The sequence below is a fragment of the Streptomyces xanthophaeus genome (genome assembly GCF_000725805.1).
Classification (GTDB): domain Bacteria; phylum Actinomycetota; class Actinomycetes; order Streptomycetales; family Streptomycetaceae; genus Streptomyces; species Streptomyces xanthophaeus.
This window is the reverse complement of the sequence record NZ_JOFT01000023.1, coordinates 30,704-54,437: the sequence shown is the minus strand read 5'-3', so window position 1 is coordinate 54,437 and position 23,734 is coordinate 30,704. Positions and strand designations below refer to the sequence as shown.

18 protein-coding genes and 1 tRNA gene are annotated in these 23,734 nt (G+C 74.2%); 7 read left to right on the top strand and 12 right to left on the bottom strand.

The features are described from left to right. Window positions 1-83: 83 nt before the first annotated feature. On the bottom strand, window positions 84-1,418 hold the full coding sequence (locus tag IO30_RS0115580) for an ABC transporter substrate-binding protein (RefSeq protein ID WP_078904721.1): 1,335 nt from the start codon (window positions 1,416-1,418) through the stop codon (window positions 84-86). Window positions 1,419-1,818: 400 nt separating this feature from the next. Between IO30_RS0115580 and IO30_RS0115575 the strand changes: the two genes are divergently transcribed. Both IO30_RS0115575 and IO30_RS40555 read left to right on the top strand, forming a co-directional pair. Then, window positions 1,819-1,894, top strand: a tRNA-Trp gene (locus IO30_RS0115575). Continuing rightward, the gene (locus tag IO30_RS40555) at window positions 1,894-2,943 is read left to right on the top strand and encodes a hypothetical protein (RefSeq protein ID WP_031143352.1); all 1,050 of its coding nucleotides are present in this window, start codon (window positions 1,894-1,896) and stop codon (window positions 2,941-2,943) included. Before IO30_RS0115575 ends, IO30_RS40555 begins: the two co-directional genes overlap by 1 nt. Window positions 2,944-2,962: 19 nt before the next feature. Here the strand turns inward: IO30_RS40555 and IO30_RS0115565 are convergent, their stop codons facing one another. Beyond that, window positions 2,963-3,328, bottom strand: coding sequence for a hypothetical protein (locus IO30_RS0115565; RefSeq protein WP_031143350.1), 366 nt, complete (start codon window positions 3,326-3,328; stop codon window positions 2,963-2,965). A gap of 189 nt (window positions 3,329-3,517) precedes the next feature. Here IO30_RS0115565 and IO30_RS0115560 point away from each other — a divergent pair, with 189 nt between their 5' ends. Beyond that, window positions 3,518-3,982 (top strand): universal stress protein, encoded by a 465-nt coding sequence (locus IO30_RS0115560; RefSeq protein ID WP_031143348.1) that lies wholly within the window; start codon window positions 3,518-3,520, stop codon window positions 3,980-3,982. A gap of 6 nt (window positions 3,983-3,988) precedes the next feature. On the opposite strand, the gene IO30_RS0115555 is transcribed toward IO30_RS0115560, so the two are convergent. Both IO30_RS0115555 and IO30_RS0115550 read right to left on the bottom strand, forming a co-directional pair. After that, on the bottom strand, window positions 3,989-4,924 hold the full coding sequence (locus IO30_RS0115555) for a serine/threonine dehydratase (protein WP_031143346.1): 936 nt from the start codon (window positions 4,922-4,924) through the stop codon (window positions 3,989-3,991). A 14-nt stretch (window positions 4,925-4,938) separates the two neighbouring features. After that, complete coding sequence (locus IO30_RS0115550) at window positions 4,939-5,580, bottom strand: TetR/AcrR family transcriptional regulator (RefSeq protein WP_031143344.1); 642 nt, start codon at window positions 5,578-5,580, stop codon at window positions 4,939-4,941. A gap of 229 nt (window positions 5,581-5,809) precedes the next feature. Here IO30_RS0115550 and IO30_RS0115545 point away from each other — a divergent pair, with 229 nt between their 5' ends. The 4 genes from IO30_RS0115545 to IO30_RS0115530 all read left to right on the top strand — a co-directional run bounded on the left by IO30_RS0115545 (window position 5,810) and on the right by IO30_RS0115530 (window position 12,035). Further along, the gene (locus IO30_RS0115545) at window positions 5,810-7,501 is read left to right on the top strand and encodes a ricin-type beta-trefoil lectin domain protein (protein ID WP_234321745.1); all 1,692 of its coding nucleotides are present in this window, start codon (window positions 5,810-5,812) and stop codon (window positions 7,499-7,501) included. Between the two features lie 174 nt (window positions 7,502-7,675). Continuing rightward, window positions 7,676-9,970, top strand: a complete 2,295-nt coding sequence (locus IO30_RS0115540; protein WP_078904720.1) for an alpha-N-acetylglucosaminidase — start codon at window positions 7,676-7,678, stop codon at window positions 9,968-9,970. A 133-nt stretch (window positions 9,971-10,103) separates the two neighbouring features. Then, entirely contained in the window at window positions 10,104-10,346 is a 243-nt protein-coding gene (locus tag IO30_RS0115535) for a hypothetical protein (RefSeq protein ID WP_031143338.1), read from the top strand. A gap of 75 nt (window positions 10,347-10,421) precedes the next feature. Continuing rightward, on the top strand, window positions 10,422-12,035 hold the full coding sequence (locus IO30_RS0115530) for a molybdopterin-dependent oxidoreductase (protein ID WP_051902333.1): 1,614 nt from the start codon (window positions 10,422-10,424) through the stop codon (window positions 12,033-12,035). A gap of 3 nt (window positions 12,036-12,038) precedes the next feature. Here IO30_RS0115530 and IO30_RS0115525 read toward each other — a convergent pair whose 3' ends face one another. The 8 genes from IO30_RS0115525 to IO30_RS0115490 all read right to left on the bottom strand — a co-directional run bounded on the left by IO30_RS0115525 (window position 12,039) and on the right by IO30_RS0115490 (window position 23,734). Next, complete coding sequence (locus IO30_RS0115525) at window positions 12,039-13,424, bottom strand: ABC1 kinase family protein (protein WP_031143335.1); 1,386 nt, start codon at window positions 13,422-13,424, stop codon at window positions 12,039-12,041. Beyond that, entirely contained in the window at window positions 13,424-15,676 is a 2,253-nt protein-coding gene (locus tag IO30_RS0115520; protein ID WP_202205077.1) for an anthranilate synthase component I, read from the bottom strand. Before IO30_RS0115520 ends, IO30_RS0115525 begins: the two co-directional genes overlap by 1 nt. A 34-nt stretch (window positions 15,677-15,710) precedes the next feature. Further along, entirely contained in the window at window positions 15,711-17,159 is a 1,449-nt protein-coding gene (locus tag IO30_RS0115515) for a nitrosuccinate lyase (RefSeq protein ID WP_031143333.1), read from the bottom strand. Further along, window positions 17,156-19,147 carry an FAD/NAD(P)-binding protein gene (locus IO30_RS0115510; RefSeq protein WP_051902332.1) on the bottom strand — a complete coding sequence of 664 codons (1,992 nt, stop codon included), beginning with the start codon at window positions 19,145-19,147 and terminating at the stop codon, window positions 17,156-17,158. Before IO30_RS0115510 ends, IO30_RS0115515 begins: the two co-directional genes overlap by 4 nt. Window positions 19,148-19,259: 112 nt before the next feature. Next, entirely contained in the window at window positions 19,260-20,402 is a 1,143-nt protein-coding gene (locus IO30_RS0115505) for an acyl-CoA dehydrogenase family protein (protein WP_031143329.1), read from the bottom strand. Then, window positions 20,395-20,895 carry a PaaI family thioesterase gene (locus tag IO30_RS0115500; RefSeq protein WP_031143327.1) on the bottom strand — a complete coding sequence of 167 codons (501 nt, stop codon included), beginning with the start codon at window positions 20,893-20,895 and terminating at the stop codon, window positions 20,395-20,397. Before IO30_RS0115500 ends, IO30_RS0115505 begins: the two co-directional genes overlap by 8 nt. A 200-nt stretch (window positions 20,896-21,095) precedes the next feature. Then, window positions 21,096-22,223 (bottom strand): ferritin-like domain-containing protein, encoded by a 1,128-nt coding sequence (locus tag IO30_RS0115495; RefSeq protein WP_051859394.1) that lies wholly within the window; start codon window positions 22,221-22,223, stop codon window positions 21,096-21,098. Next, window positions 22,220-23,734: a class I adenylate-forming enzyme family protein gene (locus IO30_RS0115490; protein WP_051902330.1), complete on the bottom strand. Its 1,515-nt coding sequence runs from the start codon at window positions 23,732-23,734 to the stop codon at window positions 22,220-22,222. Before IO30_RS0115490 ends, IO30_RS0115495 begins: the two co-directional genes overlap by 4 nt.

Sequence of the window (23,734 nt, the reverse complement as noted above, 5' to 3'; positions counted from 1 at the left end):
GGCGAGGAAGAGGTAGGGGGTCCACCAGGTCCGGTGGGGCAGCCCCGTCCCGTCCCGCGGCGCCGCCGCCCGTCCTGCCTTGCTCACTTCGCGGCCGCGTCGGCGAGCAGCGCGTTGGCCGCTTCCTGCGCCTTGCGGACCGCCGTACGGGCGTCCTGCTCGCCCTTGATGGCCTTCTGCATCTCCCGCACGACGGCGTCGCCGACCTGACTGGTCCACTGGACTGGGGTGTTGGCGTCCAACGCCGCGGTCCGCAGCTGCTCGGATCCGACGGCGCGGGCCACGGTCTCCGCGTCCGTGCCGTCGCCCCGGTCCGCGAAGTACGGGTCGGCGAGCCCCTGGGCGTTGGACGGGTAGATGGTGGCCTTCTTGGAGAACTCCACCTGGTTGGGGCCGTTGGTGACCCACTTGGCGAACTCGTTCGCCGCGTCGAGGTGCCGGGTGTCCTTGCGGATGCCGAGGGACTGGGCGTAGATGCCGATGTGGCCGAGGGTGCCGGTGACGGCTCCGGCGACCTGGGTGTCCGCGTAGACCTGCGGGGCGTTGCGCTTGATGTCCTTGACGAAGCCCGGTGAGCCGGGGCCGAAGACGAGTCTGCTGCTGCCGTAGAGCTGGTTGATGTCGTCGGACTTCAGGAGGGACTCCCTGGGCATCGCGCCCTTGGCGTACAGGTCCTTCATCCGCTCGGTCCACTCGACGGCCTTGTCGGTGTCGAAGGTGAACCGGTCCCGCTCCGCGTTCAGCACCGGGATGCCCATCTTCTGCCAGTCCCCCGGCAGCCTGCCCTTGGGGTCGGCCATGAACGCGGCGTACCGGCCTCCGGAGCGGGCCGCTATCTGCTCGGCGTAGTCGAAGAACTGCTCGACGCTGGTGGGCGGGGCGGCCGGGTCCAGGCCCGCCTTGCGGAAGAGCTCCCGGTTGTAGGTGAGGATCTCCGGGGTCACGTACCAGGGGTAGGCGAACACGCCGTCGCCGCGGCCGGGGAGCCTGAACTGCTCCCAGGCGCCGGGTACGTACTCCTTCGCCTGACCCTCGTCCAGGGCGGCGACGTCGGCGAGCATGCCGCGGTCGCCGAGCAGCTGGAAGGAATCGGTGGAGAGGTTGACCACGTCGGGAAGGGCTCCGGCCTGGGCGTCCGCGACGAGCTTCTCGTTGTAGCCGTCGCCCGGGACGTCCTCCCACGTGACCTCGACCTCGGGGTACTTCTGCTCGAAGGCGTCGATCACCCCCTGGACGTACGAGGTGTACACGGGCTTCAGCTGGAGGGTCCGGAAGGTGATCGCACCGGCCACCCGGCCCGTGCGACGCGCTTCCTCCACGTCCCCGGCGCCGCCGCCGAGGCCGCACGCCGACACCCCCAGGAGGGTCCAGGCGACGAGCGCGGCACCGGCGGTACGGGTCAGGTTCGAACGAGTCATCCTCGCCGCCTTCGCAGAAGGTCCGGCCTCTTTGCCGGAGGCGGGGCCCACGGTCGTCCGGATCCGGGATCACGTCAATGAGGCATTTCCACCGGTGGCCGGGGACCGGCGGGTACCGAATGCCCGCAGTCACCGACGCCGATTGCGCAGGCCTTCTCCGGCAGCACTTCGAACTGGACTGATGCGCTTTAGTCCAATGGTTCCCCGGAGGGTGCCGATTCGGCGCCGGAGCGGGACGGCCGTCAGGAATTGGCTCTTTGTCGACCGTCCCCGGGAACGCGCACTAATGCGCTTTACCTCCGGCGCCGGTCCGGCACGGGTCAGGACCTCGCACGGCGCCCCGGGGGCAACGCGGCCACGACTTGTGCACGCCCGTTCGAACGCCTGAATTCCCCCCTTACGGCGTGTAGCTCAGCAGCCGGAGCACCGGTCTCCACAACCGGAGGGCGCAGGGGCAGGACCTGCCACGCCGGCCATGGACGAGAACACCGCACCGCAGCCCCCCGCCGCCGACGCCTCCTGCCCCGAGGTCTTCGCGTACTGCCTCACCGACCAGGGCCTGCGCTGGCTGTGGCCCCTGCTGGACACCGGGCGGTACGTCCTGCGGGCACCCCAGGAGGGCGCCCTGCTCGCCGTGGCCTGGCTGCTGCGGGCCGGAGAGGACGCCGCCGCGGGGGAACTCCTGGACCAGTTGCGGCCCCTCGCCGCCGGGACGCGCTCCGCCCCCCGGTCCGCGGACCGTCAGGCTCCCGGCCCGGACGCCGTCCACCGCCGTACCGCGGGCGAGGTGGCGGGAGCACTCGCCCTCCGCGCCGAGCGGCCCGCCGTCGGGGCGCAGCGCGAGGCCCTCGCGGTCTGGCGGCCCTTCGAGGACGAACTGCTCGGCCACTGGCTGTCCGCCGAGGACCCCGGTCCGCAGTGGCACGCGGACGGTTCCCGGCTGCTGGAGCGCTACCGGGCCCTGGCCGGCGCGCACATCCGCTGCACCAAGCACCTCGACCCGAAGTCGAACGCGGCCGTCCTTCGGAGCGCGCTGGAGGAGCGGGTCGCCGGCCGTGAGCCGACGCCCGCGCTGGCGGGCCGGCTCCACCATGCCGTCGCCTCCATGGTCGCCAAGCGGGGCCGGCCGGGCTCCACCGGGCATCCGTCCTGCGGCTCGGACCCGGTGCACGCCCTGGCCGCCGAGGCGGCGGTCATGGTCCAGGCCCGGATCCTGGCCTCGGGAGGACTCGCCACCTTGGTCCGGCACGTCGGCTTCACCCCCCGGCCCGGCTGGGACACCCTGGCGCCGGGCGCGTTCCGCGCCGCGGCCCGCCGGTCCGCCTCGGCCGCCCGGTCCACCCGCGCCTGGCGGCAGTTGCTGTTCCACTTCTCCGCGTGCACCGGTCCGGAGCGGGCCGCCGCACTCGCCTGGATCGACGCCGAGACCGCCCGGTACCCGGCCGGGGCCGCGGCCCGGCCGGCCCCGGCCGTGGCGGGTCTGCGCCGGGCCGCGGCGGGGGGCCGGGCAGCCGGGGCCCGCTGAACCGGCGCCACCGCGGGCGTCACTTCATCGGGTACTCGGCCTTCTCCGCGAGCTTGCCGTCCTTGAAGCAGAAGCGGAACACGGTTTCCTTGCCCGCCTTGGGGTCGCCGCTGGAGACGTACCAGGCGCAGGTGCTGCCCTCGGGCGCGGCCGGGCCGCCGTCCTTGAGGACGTCCTTGACGAAGGTGTCGCCCGACGGGAGCTCGGCGCGGACCGCGTCCTCCGCGTCGCCGGTCTGCACGGCCTCGTAGACCTTGGGGTCCACCAGGGTCTTGTCGGCCATGTCGAGGACCTTGCCCATGCCGAACACCAGGGCCACGAGCAGCCCGACGCCCACCACCAGCGCCACGCCGCAGCCGATCAGACAACCCTTGCGCTGTGCCACGCCCGTTCCTCCATGTCGTGCCGTGCCGGGTGTCGTTCACCCGACACCCACACCTTCGTCGGAGCCGGGGGTCCGGGGCTGCCCTCCAAAGTCGTCGGTCCCCGCGACGATGGTCGTTCGAGGTCGGACCACGCCTTCCGGGTATACATGGAGAAGACCGGCTATTCAGGCGAAGCGAGAGGAACCACCGTGACCGAGCAGCTCATCGAGCCTCTGATCGTCGTCGGCGTGGACGGCTCGAACCATTCCAGGGAAGCCCTGAAATGGGGGGTCGAGCAGGCCAGGATGACGGGCGCCCGGGTGCACGCGGTGATGGCCTGGGAGTGGAACCGCAATCCGTTCGCGCTCGGTTCGGCGGCCGCGCAGACCGCCGACGACGAGGCGGTCACGGCCGAGGAGGCGGCCCGCCGGAAGCTCGCGGACACCGTGGCCTCGGCCGTCGGCACCTCGCCCGGCGTGCCGGTGTTCCGCCGCGTGGAGCAGGGCTCCCCCGCCCAGGTCCTGGTCGACGCCTCCAAGGAGGCCGACCTGATGGTGGTCGGCACCCGCGGGTACGGCGGCTTCAAGGGCGCCCTGCTGGGTTCGGTGAGCCAGCAGGTGGTGCAGTACTCCACCAGCAGCGTGGTGGTCGTCCGCGAGGCCGAGGACGACTGACGGCGGCTACGCCACGGGGGCCACCAGGTCGCGCGGGTCCGTATTGGCCCCGCAGAGGACCACGGCGACCCGCTCGCCGGGCCGCCGCGGCGCCGCGTCCAGCGCCGCCAGGGCGGTGCCGGCCGCTGCTTCGACCACGATCCGGTGCTCCTCCCACAGGGTGCGCCGGGCGGCGGCGATGGCCGTGTCGGCGACGAGCACCGACTCCACGCCGGCCTGCCGGGCGGCCGCCAGCGCGTCCGCCGACACCCGGGTGGCGCCGAGGGAGTCCGCCGCCACCGAGTCCACGGCGACGTCCACGGGCCGCCCCGCCGCCAGGGCCGCGTTGAGGGCCCGGCAGTTCTCCGGCTCGGCCGCCACGACCCGTACGCCGTGCTCGCGCGCGGCGGTGGCGATCCCGGCGAAGAGACCCCCGCCGCCGACGGCGACGACCACGGTGTCCAGGCCGGGCAGAGCGGCCCGGATCTCGTCGAGCAGGGTGCCGGCGCCCGCCGCGATGAGCGGGTGGTCGTACGCGTGGCTGCTGAGGGCCCCGGAGGCGGCCGCGAACTCCCGGCAGGCGGCGAGCGCTTCGGCGTAGCGGTCACCGACGAGCCGCACCTCGGCCCCGTACCCCCGCAGCCGTTCCACCTTCACGCGCGGGGCGCTCTCGGGCAGGAACACGGTGGCGGGCACGGACCGTGCGCGGGCCGCCCAGGCGCAGGCCAGTCCCGCGTTGCCGCCGGAGGCGATGGTGACGCCGACGGCCGGGAGGGTCCCGGCGCGGTGGTGGGCGGTGAGGAAGTTGAGGGCGCCGCGGGCCTTGAAGGAGCCGGTGTGCTGGAGGTGTTCCAGCGCGTACCAGACCCCTTCGGCCGCGGGGACCACGGCGACGGGCCGCACACCTCCGGCGATCCGGTCGGCGGCGGCGCGTACGGCGGCGTAGTCGAGCTGTTGTTCCATGGTCGGACTGCCTTTCAGACGGCGGGCCGGGCGGCCTCGATGAGCTGGCGCAGCGCGCCGTAGTACACCTCGTGGTCGGTCAGCGGGGGCAGTACGTCGGTCAGCCCGGCGGAGAGCACGGGGAACCGCTGCGGGTCCAGCGCGGCGAGCGCCGCCCGCGAGGCCTCGACGGCCGCGGCCGGGTCACGGTGGTCCACGAAGGCGGCGCTGCCGAGGGTCAGCAGGTACATGCGGCGGTAGACGGTCATGGCCTCGGCGGCGGTCATCCCGGCGGCCACGCTGTCGGCGAGCGCGGGCTCCACGAGCCGGGCCAGCAGCTGCCGCCCCAGCCAGGGCCGGCCGCCGCGCAGCACGAGCAGCCCGGGATGGGCGGTGAGCAGGCGGTACAGGGCGGTGAAGCGCAGCTCGGTGGCCTCGGCCCAGTCCGTCCCGGCGGGGACGACGGGCAGTTGCGCGGCCAGGTGCTCGGTGCACAGGTCCAGCAGTCCGGCGAGGTCGGTGCACCGGCGCTGGACGGTGGCGTGGGAGACCTCCAGCCGGTCGGCGAGGGCGCGGAAGCTCAGGCTCTGGGGCCCTTCTTCGTCCAGGATCCGCAGGGCGGCGACGGCGATGGCCTCGGGCGTGGCGCGGTCGAGGGCGGGTGATCTCCTAGGCATGAGATACACCGTATCAGCCGCCGTATCCGCCGGTGTATCTACCGCTGTACCGATCGTCACGCCGGGCGGGGGCCCGGAGCACCCGTCACCCCTTTCGTGTGACGTCGACTACGGCCATATTGCTGGTCATTGACTGATAACCATCGACTTTTGTTGACAGTGGGTAATCGCACCGCTGCACTGAGCGCACCACTGCCCCGGTACGCCCGCCCCACGTCAAGGAGTCCCCGTGCCGCCTCGCCTGCGTGCGTCACTCCCCTGCCTGACCGCGGCCGCCGTGCTCGCCCTCATGCTCGCTCCCGCCCCGGCGGCGGCCGAACCCACGGCGACCTCGGACACCCCCCTCGCCCTCACCCCGCCCATGGGCTGGAACAACTGGGCGCACTACATGTGCGACATCGACGAGGCCAAGGTGATCGCGAACGCCGACGCCCTCGTGTCCACCGGCCTCGCCGCCAAGGGCTACGACACGGTGACCGTCGACGACTGCTGGATGACCAGGAGCCGGGACGCGCAGGGCAACCTCGTCGTCGACACGCAGAAGTTCCCGCACGGCATGGCCTGGCTCGGCGAGTACCTCCACGCCAAGGGCCTGAAGTTCGGCATCTACGAGGACGCCGGCTACCTGACCTGCGAGAAGTACCCCGGCAGCGGGGCACCCCAGGGCGGCGGCGCGGACCACTACGCGCAGGACGCCCGGCAGTTCGCCTCCTGGAAGGTGGACTACGTCAAGATGGACGGCTGCAACCTGTGGGTGCCCGAGGGCAAGACCAAGGAGCAGGCCTACCGGGACGCCTACAACGCCGTCGCCCGGGCGCTGCGCGCCAGCGGCCGGGACATGGTGCTGTCCGCATCGGCTCCCGCCTACTTCCAGCAGGGCGAATGGGGCAGCCCGGACTGGCACAAGGTGATCGGCTGGACGGGCGAGACCGGCCAGCTGTGGCGCGAGGGCCGCGACATCAAGGTGTACAACCCTGCCTCGCCCGCCACCTCGCGCTGGAGCTCGGTGATGGGCAACTACGGCTACAACCGCTGGCTCGGCCGGTACGCGTCACCCGGCAACTGGAACGACCCGGACTTCCTGATCGCGGGCGCCCCCGGGCTCACCGCGGCCGAGAGCCGCAGCCAGGTCGCCCTGTGGGCCATGATGGCGGCTCCCTTCATCCTGTCCTCCGACGTCTCCGCCCTCACCCCGGACGCGCTCGCCGCCCTCGGCAACACCGATCTGATCGCGCTGGACCAGGACCCGATGGGCCGTCAGGGCGCGGTGGTCTCCTCCAACGCCACCTTCGAGATCCTGGTGCGCCCGCTCGCGAACGGCGACCGCGCGGTGGCCGTGCTCAACCGCTCGGCCCGCGACCGCGACATCGCCGTACCGCTCGAAGAGGCCGGGCTGCACGCGTGCGAGGCCGTCCAGGCCAAGGACCTGTGGAGCGGGGAGCGCCGGGAGATCGCCGGGACGCTGACCGGGAAGGTGGCCGCGCACGGCACCGGCGTCTGGCGGCTCACCCCGAGCGGCTGCGCCGAGGCCGTGCCCACCGGACAGATCACCGGTGACGGCGCCAAGTGCGCCGACGGTGCCAACACCACGGGCGTCGGCGCGGTGGTGCTGGCGACCTGCACCGGAGCCCCCGACCAGCGCTGGATCCTGGGCGACGACAGCCGCCTGCGGCTCGCGGGTGAATGCCTGTCGGCCGGCGAGGACGGCCTGGTGGAGCTGGCCGACTGCGCGTCCCGGCCGCAGGAGCAGCCCGGCCAGACCTGGAAGCACCGCCGGGACGGGGCCCTCGTCGAGGAGGCGAGCGGGCTGTGCCTGACCGCTCCCGCGGCGGCCGCGACCCCGGACGCCCCGGCCGAACGGCTGCGGCTGACGGCCTGCGGCGACCACCGGGTCGACCAGGCCTGGTCCCTGCCCGTCTGAGGCCGGACCGGCACCGCCTGCCCGCGGGCACGCCCGCCCGCGGACAGGCGGCACGGGGGACGGCAGGACGGCAGGACGGCAGGACAGCTCACCGCGGACAGGCAGCTGCGGACAGCCGGCGCGGACAGTCACCGCGGGCGGCCCACGGCGAACGGCGAACGGATGACCCACCCCATGACACCCAGGCCCCGCACCCGTCCGGTCGCCCTCGCCGCGCTCCCCGCGGTGCTGCTGACCCTGATCTGCGCGGGCCCGGCCCCCGGGGCCGCCGCCCCGGGCGCCCCGGCGCCCGCACGGGCCGACGTACGCGGGGAGGTGCGGGCGGCCGGGACGGTCCCGGCCGCGCCGCGCCCGCGCACCTTCGACACCGCGCCCGCCCGGGCCGCCCTCGGGCGGCTGCTGCCCCGGCACGCCGGGCAGTTCACCCTCGTGCCGGACACCACCGTCGCGGCCGACACCTTCACCGTGTCCGGCACCCCGGGGGCGCTCACCGTGCGCGGGAGCACCGGAGCCACGCTGCTCACCGGAGTCGGCTGGTACCTCCAGCACGTCGCCGGGGCGGACATCGGCTGGCCCGGCGACAGCATCGGCATGCTGCCGGCCACCCTGCCCGGCCTCCCCGCGCCGGTCACCCGCAGCGCGGTGGTCCCCCACCGGTACGCCCTCAACGACACCGACGACGGCTACTCGGGCCCGTACCGCTCCTTCGAGGAGCACCAGCGGCAGATCGACCTGCTCGCCCTGCACGGCATCAACGAGGTGTTCGTCCAGGTCGGCGCCGAGTACCCGTACTACCGGGCGCTCCAGGGCTTCGGCTACTCCGCCGAGGAGCTGCGGGAGTGGATCCCCGGCCCCGCCCACCAGAGCTGGTGGCTGCTGCAGAACCTGAGCGGGTTCGGCGGCCCGGTCTCCGAGCGGCTGATGCGGGAACGGGCGGAGCTGGGCGGGCGGATCGCCGAGCAGCTGCGCGGGCTCGGCATGACCCCGGTGCTGCCGGGCTACTTCGGCACCGTCCCGCCCGGCTTCACCGCGCGCAACCCCGGCTCGGCCACGGTGGCGCAGGGGGACTGGGCGGGCTTCGACCGCCCGGACTGGCTGGACCCGGCCGCGCCGGCCTTCGGGAAGCTGGCCGCGGCGTACTACGCGGAGCAGCGGGCGGTGTTCGGGGACAGCACGATGTACCGGATGAGCCCGCTGCACGAGGGCGGCCAGACCGGGTCGGTGGACGTGAAGGCCGCCGCGGGCGCCGTCCAGGACGCCCTGCACGCTGCGCATCCCGGGGCGCTGTGGGCGGTGCTGGGCTGGCAGGACGACCCGACCGCGGAACTGCTGGCCGGGGTCGACACCTCGAAGCTGCTGATCCTGGACGGGCTGTCGGACCGGTACAACCGGCTGGACCGGGAGGCCCGTTGGGGCGGGACTCCCTACGCCATGGGGACCATCTACAACTTCGGCGGGCACACGACGATCGGCGCGAACAGCTCCGTGTGGCTCGAACGGTTCGGGCCGTGGCGGGCGAAGGGCAACAGCGCGCTCACGGGGATCGCCTACCTGCCGGAGGCCACCGGCACCAACCCCGCCGCCTTCGACCTCTTCACCGATCTGGCCTGGGAGCCCGGGACGATCGACCACCGGGCGTGGTTCGCCGGGTTCGCGGCCCGGCGGTACGGCGGGCCCGACGCCGAGGCCGCCGCGGCCTGGGAGGAACTGCGCAAGGGCCCGTACAGCACCTCCTCGGGGCTGTGGTCGGAGTCCCAGGACAGCCTCTTCTCGGCACGCCCGAGCCTGACCGCGACGGGGGCGGCGTACTGGAGCCCCAAGTCGATGCGCTACCCGGCCGATGCGGTGCGCCGGGCCCTGGACCACCTGCTTGACGTCGATCCGCGGCTGCGCGGCTCCAGCGCCTACCGCTTCGACCTGGTGGACACCGCCCGGCAGGCCCTCGCCAACCATTCGCGGGTGCTCCTGCCGAAGATCAGGGCGGCGTACGAGGCCAAGGACCTGGCCCGGTTCCGCGAGCTCACCGCCCAGTGGAACTACGCCGAGCGGCAGTTGGACGCGGTCACCGGCTCCGACCCGAACTTCCTGCTGGGCCGCTGGCTGAAGCCGGCCCGCTCCGCCGGCGCCGACCGGGCCGAGCAGGACCGGTACGAGTACGACGCCCGCTCGGTCCTCAGCGTGTGGGGCCGCCGGAGCACCAGCGAGGGCGGCTTCCTCCACGACTACGCCAACCGCGAGTGGAGCGGTCTGGTCAGCGAGCTCTACGCCCGGCGGTGGACGGCCTACTTCGACTCGCTGGAGGAGGCCCTGGTGCGGCAGGCCGCCCCGCGGGTGATCGACTGGCACGCCTTCGAGGAGGAGTGGGCCCGGCGCACCACCCGGCACCCGAGCGAGCCGAGCGGGGACCCGTACGCCCTGGCCTCGAAGATCGCCGGATGGCTCCCGGCGGCGGCCCCCGCCAAGGGCTGATCTACACCACGGGAGGCGTCGGCGATCACCTGACGGGGTGACCGTCACCCTCCCGTGGGAATCTCGCTGCCCGTGCGGGGGAGAGCTCCCCCGGCGGGCCGCCCGGCCGCACCGGCCCGGAAATCATCGGGGCATGTCCGAGACCGAAGCGGAGCGGCCCGAGTCCGTGCAACAGCCCCCGGCAGCGGTCGAGTCCGCCGCCCCCGACCGGCTGGGCCCGTGCCGGTGCGGCGCCGGGTCGCCGTTCGCCGACGGGGTGGTGGAACTGCGCAAGCGCCGCGGACCGGGCACCTCCAGCACCTCCGTGGACGCGGCGCACTGGCTGGAGCTCCTGGCCCGCCGGGCGGCCGACCGGGCGGAACGCCCGCGCGCGTGACGCCCTGCCCGGCGCTCCGGGGGGACACTGGAACCGGGCCCCGCCCGACCGGGCCGGGGCGGAAGGTGGTTCCGGATGATCCCTGCGGCCTCGGACCCCACGCAGCGCCCCTACCTGCTCGGCGCCCTCAGCGGGGTGGTCGCCGCGGGCGCCGGCCTGGCGCTGGCCGAACTGGTCACGGCCGCCGTGCGCCCGGAGGCCTCGCCGCTCACCGCCGTCGGCGGGGCGCTGGTCGACCGTACGCCGACAGCCCTGCGGGAGTGGGCGATCCGCACGTTCGGCGCCGCCGACAAACTGGTGCTGACGCTCGGCATCGTGGTCGTGCTGACCGCCGTCGCCGTCGCGGCCGGGCTGCTCTCCGTCCGCCGTCTGCGCGCCGGGATCGCCCTCACCGCGGCCTTCGCACTCGTCGGCGCCGCGGCCGCCCTGTCCCGCCCCGAGGCCTCCTGGCGGGACGCGCTGCCTTCGCTGATCGGCGGGCTGGGTTCGGCCGGGGTGCTGTACGTGCTGGTCAGGGCCGCGACCCGGCCCGGGACGGGATCGGCTGGAGGGGCCTGGGCGATGGACCGGCGCGGCTTCGGCCGGCTGCTGGCCGCCGCCGTGGCGCTCTCGGCCGGTGCGGGGCTCGCGGGGCGGCGCCTGGGCGCCCACGGCTCGGCGGGGGCCACGGAGTCCCGGGCCCGGTTCCGTCTCCCGCCGCCCGACGTGCCCGCGCCACCGGTGCCCGCCGGGGCGGAGCTCCGGGTGCCCGGGGTGTCACCCTTCCTCACTCCGAACCGGGCCTTCTACCGCGTGGACACGGCCCTGGTGGTCCCGCGCGTGGACGCGGACACCTGGCGGCTGCGCATCCACGGCGAAGGGGTGTCCCGGCCGCTCACCCTGGATCTGCGGGACCTGCTCGCCCGCCCGGTCGTCGAGCACGACATCACCCTGACCTGCGTGTCGAACGAGGTCGGGGGCCCGTACGCGGGCAACGCCCGCTGGCTCGGCGTACGCCTGGCGGACCTGCTGCGGGAGGCCGGGGTGCGGCCGCCGTCCGGGGGCGGACCGGCGGACCAGCTGGTGGCGCGTTCGGTCGACGGAATGACGCTGGGCACGCCCGTCGAGACGGTGATGGACGGCCGGGAGGCGCTGCTGGCCTTCGGGATGAACGGCGAGCCGCTCCCCTTCTCGCACGGCTTCCCGGTCCGGATGGTGGTGCCCGGCCTGTACGGCTACGTCTCGGCGTGCAAGTGGCTGACCGAGCTGCGGCTGACCACCTTCGGCGCGTACGACGCGTACTGGGTGCGCCGGTCGTGGGCGGCGCGGGCCCCGGTCAAGACGCAGTCCCGGATCGACACCCCGCGGGTGTTCGCCGCCCTGCCGGCGGGCCGGGTGGCGGTGGCGGGGGTGGCGTGGGCGCAGCACCGGGGGATCTCGCGGGTCGAGGTACGGGTGGACGGCGGCCCGTGGCAGCAGGCGCGGCTCGCGGACGCCGACGGGGACGACACCTGGCGCCAGTGGGTGTGGCCGTGGGACGCGGCCCCGGGCCCGCACACCCTGGAGGTCCGGGCCGTGGACGGCACCGGCGCCGTCCAGACGGGCGAACGCACCGGCACCGTCCCGGACGGCGCGACCGGATGGCACACGGTGCCCGTGGACGTGCGCCCCGCACGCGTCCCCGGTACCGCGTCCTCCCGCTCCGGCTGATGCCTACGGCCTCTCGGCCTCCTGCGGGGCGGCGAAGCCGGGCAGCCAGCGGAGGGCCTCCGCGCGGAAGGGCAGCTCGCACTCCAGCTGGCACAGGACCGCGGTGGCCGCGCCGACGACGCGGTTCACCAGGACGTACGAGGGCGGCAGGTTGAAGCGCCGCAGCAGGCTGCCCGGACCCCGGTCGACGGCCTGGACCACTTCCTCGCGCAGCCACTCGCGGGTGAAGCGGTAGGTCTCGTCCCGCGACGGGGTCGCGATGGGCAGCAGGAAGGTGGCGAGCGCGGCGTCGTCGGGCGGAGTTCCGGGCCGGATGAACCCCTCTTCGACGAGGAGTGCGTGGGCGGCGTTCCAGTCCCCCTGCTGGGCGAGCCGGCTCAGGGTCCCCAGGGAGACCGGGAACCCGTCCGGCAGGTGCTTGACGGCGCCGAAGTCGATGACACCTAGGCGGCCGTCGGCCAGCATCCGGAAGTTCCCCGGGTGGGGGTCGGCGTGCAGGTAGCCGGCCCGTTCGGGGCCGGAGAAGAGGAAGCGGGCGTACTTCAGTCCGGCGTCGTCGCGCTGCTCCTGCATGCCCTCGCGGATGACGGCCGACAGCGGTGTGCCGTCCATCCATTCGGTGACGAGGACCCGCTCGCTGAAGTCGACCACCGCGGGGACGAGGACCTCCGCGTCCCCGTGGAAGGCTTCGCCGAACGCCTGCTGGGCCGCCGCCTCCAGCCGGTAGTCCAGCTCCTCGGAGACCCGCTCGCGCAGTTCGTCGAGCATCGGCTCGACGTCCAGGCCGGGCGTGATGAGGGAGAACAGCTTCATCAGGCGCCCGAGTTGGGCGTAGTCCCCGAGCAGTGCCTCCCCCGCGCCCGGGTACTGCACCTTGACCGCCACCGCGCGCCCGTCCTGCCACACCGCGCGGTGGACCTGGCCGATGGAGGCGGCCGCGGCCGGTTCGTCGTCGAAGGAGCGGAACCGCTCGCGCCAGTCGGGACCCAGCTCGGCGGCGAGCACGGCGTGGACGCGTGCGGCGGGCAGTGCGGGCGCGGCGTCCTGGAGCATGGTGAGGGCGGCCCGGTAGGGGCCGATGACCTCCGGGGGCAGGGCCGCCTCGAACACCGAGAGCATCTGCCCGAACTTCATGGCTCCGCCCTTGAGTTCACCGAGTACGCGGAACACGTGCTCGCCGGTGCGGCGCTGGAGCTCGCCGGTGATGCGCTCGACCGGCTGCCCGAGCAGCCGTTTGCCCATCCGTACGGCGCTGCGGCCCGCGAAGCCGATGGGCAGGGAGGCGAGGCGGGCGTTGCGGGTGAAGGGGGAACGGGGGATGTCGCGGGCGGGCCGCCGGGCGGGGGTGGTGCGGCCGTCGTCGGGCGCGTCGTCCTTGCGGTAGGTCATCACAGGCTCCCCGCGCCGATCCGGGGCGCCGCGGTGCGGGTGAGCCCGGCGACCGCGTTCGCGATCAGCGCGTACCCCGCACCGTTCTCCGTGGTCATGATCGATTCAGGGTGGAACTGGACTGCTGCGACGGGCAGATCACGGTGCTCGATGGCCATCACCGTCCCGTCCGGCGTGCAGGCCGTCACCTCGAACACCTCGGGGAGGGTGCCCGGTTCGGCGTACAGCGAGTGGTAGCGCCCCGCGTGGATCCGCGCCGGCAGGTTCTTGAACAGGGTGCCGCCGCCGTCGAGCACGTCGACCGGGGAGGGCTTGCCGTGCACCGGGAGCGGCAGGACGCCCAGGGTCCCGCCGAAGTGCTCCACCAGGCCCTGGAGGCCGAGGCAGACCCCGAACACGGGCAGGTCGCGGGCGAGTGCGGCGTCCAGCAGGGCCGACATCGCGAAGTCCGCGGGGCGGCCGGGGCCGGGCGAGAGCACCAGCAGGTCGGGGGCGAGGGAGTCGAGCAGCTCCGGCGGGAAGCCGGCCCGGTAGGTGACGACGTCGGCGCCGGTCTGGCGGAAGTAGTCGGCGAGGGTGTGGACGAAGGAGTCCTGGTGGTCGACGAGCAGGATCCGCCGCGCCGCCCCGGTCGACCCGCCGGTCGCCGCAGCGCCCGCGCGGACCGGTGCCGCAAGGGGCGCGGGCCCGGCCGGCGGGCCCGCGGGCGCCGGGTTCTCCACGGCGTCGATCAGCGCGAACGCCTTGAGCACCGTCTCGCTCTCCTCCGCCTCCGGGTCGGAGTCGAACAGCAGGGTGGCACCGGCCCGTACGGTGGCCACCCCGTCCCGGATCTGGATGGTGCGCAGGGTCAGGGCCGTGTCCAGGCCGCCGTCGAAGCCGATCCGGCCGACGGCTCCGCCGTACCAGCGGCGCGGGCTGCGCTCGTTCTCCTCGATGAAGGCGACGGCGGCGCGCTTGGGCGCCCCGGTGACGGTGACGGCCCACATGTGGGTGAGGAAGGCGTCCAGCGCGTCGCGGTCGCCGCGCAGCCGGCCCCGTACGTGGTCGACCGTGTGGATGAGGGTGGAGTACAGCTCTATCTGGCGGCGGGCGAGCAGTTGTACGCTGCCCGGCTCGCAGACCCGGGCCTTGTCGTTGCGGTCCACGTCGGTGCACATGGTGAGTTCGGACTCCTCCTTGCGGGAGTCGAGCAGGGTGCGGACCTGCTCGGCGTCCTCCAGGGGGCCGTTGCCGCGTGCGATGGTGCCGCTGATCGGGCAGGACTCCACCGTCCGGGTCCGCGGGTCGACCCGGACGAACATCTCGGGCGAGGCCCCGACCAGGTGCTCCCCCGCGGCCAGGTTCATCAGCAGACCGTACGGCGCCGGGTTGCGCGAGCGGAGCCTGCGGAACACCTCGGAGGGTGCCGAGGCGCTCGGGCGGTGGAAGCTCTGCCCGGGGACTGCCTCGAACATCTCCCCGTCGCGGAAGCGCTGCTGGGCCCGCCGCACCAGCTGCGCGTACTCGCCCGGCGCATGGTCGCGGTAGGCGGGGGGCTCGGCGGGCGGCGCGTAGGGCGCGGCGGGTGTGGCCCGGTCGAGGCCTGCGGTGGAGCGGCCCGCGTAGGAGAACTCGTAGTCGTGCCGGGTGGCGGTGCCGCGCTGCCGGTCGACCTCCAGGACCGTGTCCGGCAGGTGAAGGACCATGGTGCGGTCCCGGGGGTCGCGGTCCTGGTGCAGGGGCACCGGGTCGAACCCGAGGACGAGGTCGTAGCCGAAGGCCCCGTACAGGCCCCACACCGGGTCCTGCGGGCCGGCGAAGCCGGAGATGATGCAGCGCAGGAGGTTCAGGACGGAGGGGCGGCGGGTGCGGTCCTCCTCCGTGAGCGGGCCCAGGCCCTCGCCGGCGTCCGCGCTCACCACGCCTTCCCCTGCGTCGAGCCGTGCCCCGTACGGGAGCAGGACGTCGGCCAGGGCGGGCAGCAGGACACGGCCGCGCGCGTTGAGGGCGCGTGCGTACACCCGGTCGCCGACGGCGGTCACCTCCACCGGCGGGTCGACGTGGCCCAGGTCGTGGGGGCGGTAGCGGCCCGGCTGCTCGGAGCGCCCGGACATCAGCAGACCGCGCCGCGTGTCGAGCGCCGACTCCAGGCGGGCCAGTTCCGCATCCGCCCGTGCGGGGTCCAGGCCGGTGGAGCGCCGGGTCACCTCCACCCCGGCCGGGGTGGTCCAGCGGTGGGTGGTGTCCGTCGGCCGCGTCATTGCCGTCATCGTGTTCGTCCTTCTGCGTCGTCAAAGGGCTCGGTCAGCCGCAGCGGCGGGTGACCCGGAAGCGGTGGAGGACCCGGTCCACGAGGACCGCGGCGGCCCCGGTGTACTGCGCGGGGTCGCACAGCTCGTGCAGTGACCGCGGGCCGTGGAGCCCGGCGAGCGCGGGTGAGGCGGCGAGTTCATCGGCCAGGTGGCGGCCGCCGGCGGCGGCGCGCGCCGAGGCTGCGGCGACCAGGTCCCGTGCGGCGGCCCGGCCCAGGTCCGGCGAGAGCACCGCGGCGAGCCGCTCGGAGACCACGAGGCCGCCGGTGAGCTCCAGGTTGGCGCGCATCCTGTCGGGGTGGACGGTGAGGCCCTCGGCCAGTTCCGCGGCGGTGGCGGCGGCTCCGCCGGTGAGCCGCAGGGCCGTACGGAGCGGCTCCCACTCGGCGTGCCAGGCGCCCGCGGGCCGCTCGTCGTCGGCGACGGCGGCGTGGGCGAGGGTGCTCACCAGCCCGGGCAGCTGGTAGGCGGCGGACCGGATCAGCGCGGCCAGCGCCGGATTGCGTTTGTGCGGCATGGCCGAGGACGCGCCGCGGCCCGCGGCGGCCGGTTCGGTGACCTCGGCGGTCTCGGTGCGCGACAGCAGCTGGACGTCGGCGGCGAACGTGCCGAGCCCGGTGGCCGTCAGGGACAGTGCGGCGGCCAGGTCGGCGAGCGGGGTGCGGACCGTGTGCCAGGGCACGAGCGGTTCCGCGAGACCCAGTTCGGCGGCCACGGCGGACGGCAGCCCTTGCGCGTAGGCGGCCGTTCCCTCCGCCGTTCCCGCGGTCCCGGCCGGTGCGTTCAGCCGTGCGTACTCGAGGTATCCGGCCAGCGTGCCCGCCGCGCCGCCGAGCTGCACGGGCAGGCCCTCCTCGCGGACCCGGCGCAGCCGTTCCCCGGCGTCCAGGACGGCCTGGAGCCAGCCGGCCGCCTTGAGCCCGAAGGTGGTGGGCACGGCGTGCTGGCCCAGGGTGCGTGCGGCCATCGGGGTGCCGCGGTGCCGCAGGGCGAGGGCGGCCAGGGCGGTGGCCGTGCGGTCCAGGTCGGCCAGGACCAGGTCGGCGGTGCGGGCCGCGACCAGCATGAGTGCGGTGTCCAGGACGTCCTGGCTGGTGGAGCCCTGGTGCACGTAGGAAGCGGCCTGCGGGTCCTTGCGGGCCACTTCCTCGGCGAGCATCCGCACCAGCGCGACCACCGGGTTGGCGGCCGCACGGGCACGCACCGCGACCTCGCGCAGGTCGTAGAGCTCCGCCCGCGCGGCGGCCGTGACGGCCTCGGCGGCGGCCGCGGGGACCGCCCCGAGCCGGGCCTGGGCCCGGGCCAGCGCGGCCTCCGCGTCGAGCACGGCCTGGAGGACGGCGAGGTCGCCGGTGGCCGCCTCCGCCGCGGTGCCGGCCCGTACGGGGGACAGCAGGCCGGTGTCCGGTGCCGGGTCCCAGCCCGGCCGGTCCCCGGTCACGCGTGCTCCCAGCCGGGGACGTCGGCATCCGCGGCGTGCGCTGCGACGGGGACGGGGACCTGGACGGATACCGGGGCGGGCGCGGCGAGTTCGAGCAGGGCCAGCGCGATCGCGTCGGAGTCACCGAGGGTCACCGAGTTCACCCCGGGGCGGATGCCCGCGGCCGTCACCCAGTGCACGGCCTCGGTCGGCACCCCGTAGGCGAACCGCCGCGGATGGGCCCGGCCCTCGGCGTCGATCAGCCGGTACGGGCGCTCGGTGACGGCCACGCCGCCCGTGCGGTGGGGGCCGTGGTGCGTGTCGCGGATCTCGTACGGGCGGCAGGCTCCGGTGGCGGCCAGGTGGCGCAGCAGCGGATCGGCGGTGCGCCGCAGGTCGGGTTCCGGCAGCCGGGCCTCCACCAGGGTGGTGACCTCGGTCCGCGATCCGGGGACCTCGGGGGACTCGACCACGAACACCCCGGCGCTGTCGTCCGCTTCCACGCGCATGCCGGGCCCGAGGACCTGCAGGATCCCGGCCTCGACGAGGGCGATCATCTCCTCGATGCGGCGGGGCGGCGGACCGATGGACAGGAACGCGTTGAGCGGGGTGTACCAGCCGTCGAGGTCCTCGCGGTGGGAGCGGCCGCTGAGGCCGCCGTGGTCCACGGCCAGCCGGATCTCGTTGCGCAGGTCGCGCAGCACGTCCAGGGCCGCCTTCAGCGGGCCGTCGACGTTGCCCGCCTCGGAGGCGACGAGGTCGTGGCGCAGGGTCTCCAGCAGCCAGTCGCGGTACTCCTCGGGGCCGTGGAAGGAGCGGTCGCCGTACGGACGGGCGAGGTGCTTCCAGTCCCAGCGGTCCTCGGGGCCGATGCCGAACTCGTCGAGCACGTCGGCCTCTTCGGCCGAGCCCCAGGGCCGTGCCAGGGTGCGCTCCTGGAACCGGAGGACCGTCTCCGGCTCCGTCCGCAGGGCCAGCAGGGCCGCGTAGAAGACGGTCTCGACCTCCTTGGCGATCAGCGGCCACAGGTCGCGGGAGAAGTCGACGCCGCCGCGGTCCGCGGCGGCGCGCAGCTCCGCCAGTCTGGCGGGGGTGAGCAGCCAGGAGTGGTGGCGGCCGTGCGCACCCTTCTGGTTGCGGCCCCGCGAGTGGTACGGGACCCCGCGCCGCGAGGCCGCGTAGAGCCGGGGTTCGCGGCCGGACGGGCGGTACACCAGGGCCCCGTCGGCGAGGCGGTCGAAGGTGCCGCCCCGGCCGAGCGTGAACAGGGCCATGTGGTCGAAGAAGTTGAGCCCCAGTCCGCGCAGGGCGACGGGCTCGCCCGGGGCGACCGCCGACAGCTCGGTGTCGGCGGGGTTGGCGGGGCGCACGTGGCGCAGTCCGTGGGTACGGGCGAACTCCGCCAGCTGCAGCTCGCCGGCGTCCGGGGTGACGGGCAGGTGGCCCTGCGCCATGACCACGGCGTCGAGTCCGCGGATGCGGGTGCCGTTGGCCAAGGTCACGCACTGGCGGCCGTCCTCCTGGTCGTGCAGGCGGACGGCGCGCAGCGGGTGCACGGTGACGGTCAGCCGCTCCGGGGCGGTGCGCACCACGTGGCGGAACACCCACTCCAGGTAGTGGCCGTAGAAGGCGCGCGTCGGGTAGGAGTCGGGGGTCAGGTCCCTGGCCTCGGCCAGCACCTGGTCGTCGTGGCCCGCGCCGTCGGCGCGGCCCTCCGCGAGGCCGCGGGCCCAGGCGTAGAGGCTGGGCCCGGGGGCGAGGACGCCCGCCATCTCCACGCTCGGGTCGGTGAACAGGGTCACCTGGGAGGCCACCGTGTTCATGAGCAGGTGGTGCGACTGCCGGGTGCGCCAGACGCTGCCCGCGCCGGGCCGGGCCGGATCCACGACGTGCACCGTGACGGTGGTCGTGGGGCCGAGTCGGCGGGCGTCGGCGCAGAGCCTTTCCAGCACCGAGAGGCCTCGGGGGCCGGCGCCTATGATGCAGACCTCCAGCTGTCTGTCGCTCACGTGAATTTCTCCGTTCCGGCGGGCGGTTTGGGGTGTGCGTCGGCGAGCGGGAGGCGCGGGCCCGGGCGGTCCGAGAGGGACGGCCCGGACGGGACGGCCTGGACGGGACGCCCTAGACGCCGAGGTCGCGGCCGATGATCTCTTTCATGATTTCGTTGGTGCCGCCGTAGATCGGGTGCACGCGGTTGTCGACGAAGGCCCTGGCCACGGGGGTCTCCCGCATGAAGCCGTAGCCGCCGTGGAGTTGCACGCAGCGGTCCAGGACCCGGCGCTGCACGTCGGTGGCCCACCACTTGGCCTTGGCCGCATCCACCGCATCGAGCCGGCCCGCGTTGTGCTCCGCGACGGCCCGGTCGACGTAGGTGCGGGCCACGTCCAGTTCGGTGGCCATCTCGGCGAGTTCGAAGCGCACGTGCTGGAAGCCGCCGATGGCCCGGCCGAACTGGGTGCGCGACTTGCAGTACTCAAGGGTCTGGGCGAAGGCGGTCTCCGCAGCGGCGACGGCGTACGCGGCGATGCCGAGCCGTTCCTGGGGCAGGTTGTTGGCCAGGTGGAGGAAGCCGCGGCCGGCCCGGCCCAGCAGGTTGGTGACCGGCACCCGGACCTCGTCGAAGAACAGCTCGGCCGTGTCCTGCGCGGCCATGCCGATCTTCTCCAGCTTGCGTCCGCGTTCGAACCCAGCCATGCCGCGCTCGACGACCAGCAGGCTCAGGCCGCGCGCGCCGCGGCCGGGTCCGGTCCTGGCCACCACGATCACCAGGTCGGCGTGGATGCCGTTGGTGATGAAGGTCTTGGCCCCGCTGAGCACGTAGTGCTCGCCGTCGAGACGGGCCGAGGTGCGGACGGCCTGCAGGTCGCTGCCGGCCTCCGGTTCGGTCATCGCGATGGCCGTGACCAGTTCGCCCGAGCAGAAGCCGGGCAGCCAGCGCCGCTTCTGTTCCTCGGTGGCGAGGTCCAGCAGGTACGGGGCGACCACGTCGTTGTGGAGGGCGAAGCCGACGCCGGTGGCGCCGACCCGCATGATCTCCTCGCTGATGATGGCCTGGTAGCGGAAGTCGCGCACTCCCCCGCCCCCGTACTCCTCGGGTACGTCGATGCCGAGCAGCCCGTGCTTCCCGGCGGAGCGCCACACCTCGCGGTCGACCAGTCCGGCCCGCTCCCAGTCGGCGTGGAAGGGGACGATCTCGCGCTCCACGAAGGCGCGCACCATGTCCCTGAAGTCGCGGTGTTCCGGGCTCAGTTCGCTGTCACGCACGGTTGCTCCCGTTGCGGTGGATGATCTGCTCGACCGTCCCGGTGCAGGCGAGCCGCCCGTCCTGCACGAAGCGCACCTCGGCGACCGCACGGCGGGTCGAGCAGCTGGTCAGTACGGTCTCGACGGTCACCGGCCCCGGTACCAGCGGTGCGTGGTAGGCGACGGACAGGCCCGCGGTCAGGAAGCCGGAGCCGTCGGGGATCGCCGAGAGCATCACCAGGCCCGCGAAGTGGTCGACGAGGCAGGCGATCCAGCCGCCGAAGACCACTCCGGGCGTCAGGGTCAGGGACGCGTCGAACTCGGTCTCGCAGGTGATCAGGCCGGGCAGCCAGGAGGTAGCGGGCGGCAGGGCGAGGGTGTCCGCGGCCGGCGGGTCGGGCACGGTTCCGTCGGCCAGGCCGGTCAGCGTCCTCCGGCCGCTGGTGTCGGCGTCGGGTGCCGCGAGACCGCGCATGCGGCCGGACCGGGCAGGGGGCAGGGTGGCTTCGAGCATGACGGTGTCTCTCCGCTGGTCCAGAGGCGGGAACGGGACGGCAGGGCAGGCGGCACGGGCCGGGGCGGGCCGGGAAGGCGGCCGGGGAAGCGCTGGGCGGGGCGGTACGGGCCGCCGCGCACGGGCGGTACGGGCCGCCGCGCCGCCGGGCACGGGCGGGAGCCGGTGTCCCCGGCGGCGCGGCCGCGGCGGCGGCCCGTTCAGGAGGCGGCGGGCGGGCCGTCCGGGGTGGCGGAGCCGAGTTCGACCACGGAGGCGATGTCGTGGCGCCGGAAGTCCATCTCGCGCCGGGTCAGCTCGTCCACGGCCGCCTTGTCGTCCAGCTCCCGCAGCGCGGCCTCGTCCACGGACTGGAAGCCGAGCACGCCCATCTTCTGGAGCGCCTCCTGCACCCGCGGGCCGAACATGCCGATCTCCTTGAGGCCGGGCACGATCCGCATGAACACCAGACGGCGGAACTCCCGCTTGGCGGGCGAGCGGCGGGAGGCCTTGATGGCCTCCTCGCCGTAGCCGAGGGTGTTCCAGATGTCGTCGTCGACGTAGCGGTCGCGCAGCGCCCAGCAGCCCTCGACGACGAAGTCCTCGCGCTCCTTCAGCTCGGAGTCGCTGAGCTGCGGGTAGTACTCGCGCAGCAGCAGCCGGCCGAAGGCCACGTGACGGGCCTCGTCGCGGGCCACGTAGGCGCTGAACGCCCGGGCCAGCGGGTCCTTGAGCCGCTCGCGGTGCACACCGAAGGTGGCCAGGCCCATGTTCTCCACGAGGATGTGCGCCGCCAGCACGCCGAAGTCCCAGCGCGGTTCGCGCATCGCGTGCTCGAACATCGCGGCGATGGACGGGGAGAGCCCGTAGCGCAGCCCGATCTTGGTGTGCAGGAAGCGGTTGAAGCCCTCGACGTGCCGGGCCTCGTCCATCAGCTGGGTGGCCGCGTACAGCTTGGAGTCGAGGTCGTTGACGGTGAGCAGGATCTTGCCCACGGCGATCAGGGCGGCCTGCTCCGAGTGCAGGAACTGCGAGTACAGCCAGCCGCTGCTGTGCTTGCGCACGATGCTGCGCTCGCTCTCGGGCAGCCGGTCCCACAGCTTCGAGCCCGAGATGGAGATGAAGTCGTCCGGCAGGCCGAGCGGGTCGTCGGGGTCCACCTCGTGGTCCCAGTCGAGCCGTTCGTCCATGTCCCACTGGCGCTGCTTGCCCTGCTGGTAGAGCCGCACCATCTTGTCGTTGCGCCGGTCGTAGTCCCACTGGATGACGGCGTTGCCGTACACCGGGACGGCCCATTCGCCGGCCAGGGCCGTCAGGATCTCCGGTCGCGTGTAGTCGGTCGTGGTCACGGGGTGTCCTTGGGTTCGATGACGAGCCGGTGGGCCAGCTCCCGCAGCCGGGGCCGCAGGGCCTTGCCGGCCGGGTTGCGCGGGATGGTCTCCAGCGGAAGGAAGTGGCTGGGCCGCTTGTAGGCGGCCAGCCCGTCGACGCACAGCCCGAGCAGTTCGGTCGCGTCGAAGGCGTCCGGGGACACGGGGGCGACGAAGGCCACGGGGACCTGCCCCCAGACCGGGGAGGCGACGGGCACCACGACGACGTCGGCGACGGAGGGCGACTGCCGCAGGACGTGCTCGATCTCGGCCGGGTAGACGTTCTGGCCGCCGCGCAGGATCAGGTCGTTGCGGCGGTCGACCACCCAGACCAGCCCCGCCTCGTCGATGCAGCCGAGGTCGTGGGTGTTGAGCCAGCCGTCGCGCAGGACCTCGGCGGTGGCTTCCGGACGCTTCCAGTAGCCCTGCATCAGGCCGTCGCCGCTGACCTGGAGCTCCCCGATGGTGCCCGGGGCGACCTCGCGCCCCTCGCCGTCGGCGATCCGCAGTCCGGTGCCGAGCATGGGCCGTCCGACGCAGACCGCGCCGGGGACGGGGGGCTCGCCTGCCTCGGTGTCCGGGGCGAGGGAGAGGACGGGGCCGCCGCCCTCCGTGATGCCGAACACCGTCTGGAGCTCCGTACCGAGGCGCTCGCGCGCCTCGGCCGCCAGCTCCGCGGGCATCGGGGCGGCGCCGTGCAGCAGCAGCCGCAGCGCCGAGAGGTCGGCGGCGTCCAGTGCCTTGGTGTCGAGGACGAGCCGCACCATGGACGGCACCAGGAAGGCGTGTTCGACCTCCCAGCGCTCCAGGGCGGCGAGGCAGCCCTGCGGGGTGAACCGGTCCAGGACGCAGACCGTACCGCCCGCCGCGAGGTGGTCGAGCGCGATGACCACGCTGCCGTGGAAGAGCGGACCCGCGTTGAGGAAGACGGTGCCCGGCCCCGGCCGTACGTCGGCCAGCCAGGACAGCGCGTTCAGCTGGAGGGAGCGCTGGTCGACGACGACGCCCTTCGCGGTGCCGGTCGTCGCGGAGGTGTGCAGGATCATGACCGGGTCGGCGAGGCCGCTGCCCTCGTGGCCGCCGGAATCCGTCCCGGCGTCGGGGAGTTCGGCGATCTGCGCGATGTCCGTGAGCGGCAGTGCGGGGCACAGGGCGCCGAGCCGGGTCAGTCCTTCGCCCTCGGCCACCGCGGCGGCGGGCTCCACGGAGTCCACGATCGCGCCGATCTCACGGTCGGTGAGGGCCGGGTTGACCGGCACGGCGACCACCGCGGCCGCCGCACAGGCCAGGTAGGTCTCGATCACCTCGACCCGGTTGCCGCTGAGCACCAGGACCCGGCTGCCGCGCGGGAGGTCCCTGCGCAGCCGGGAGGCCAGTGCCTCCACGTCCCGGTGCAGCCTGCGCCAGCTGACGTCCCGGCGGGCGTCGCGCAGCGCGAGGACCTCGGGGTCGCGGTCCAGGCCGCGGCGCACCACGTGCTTGAGCCACAT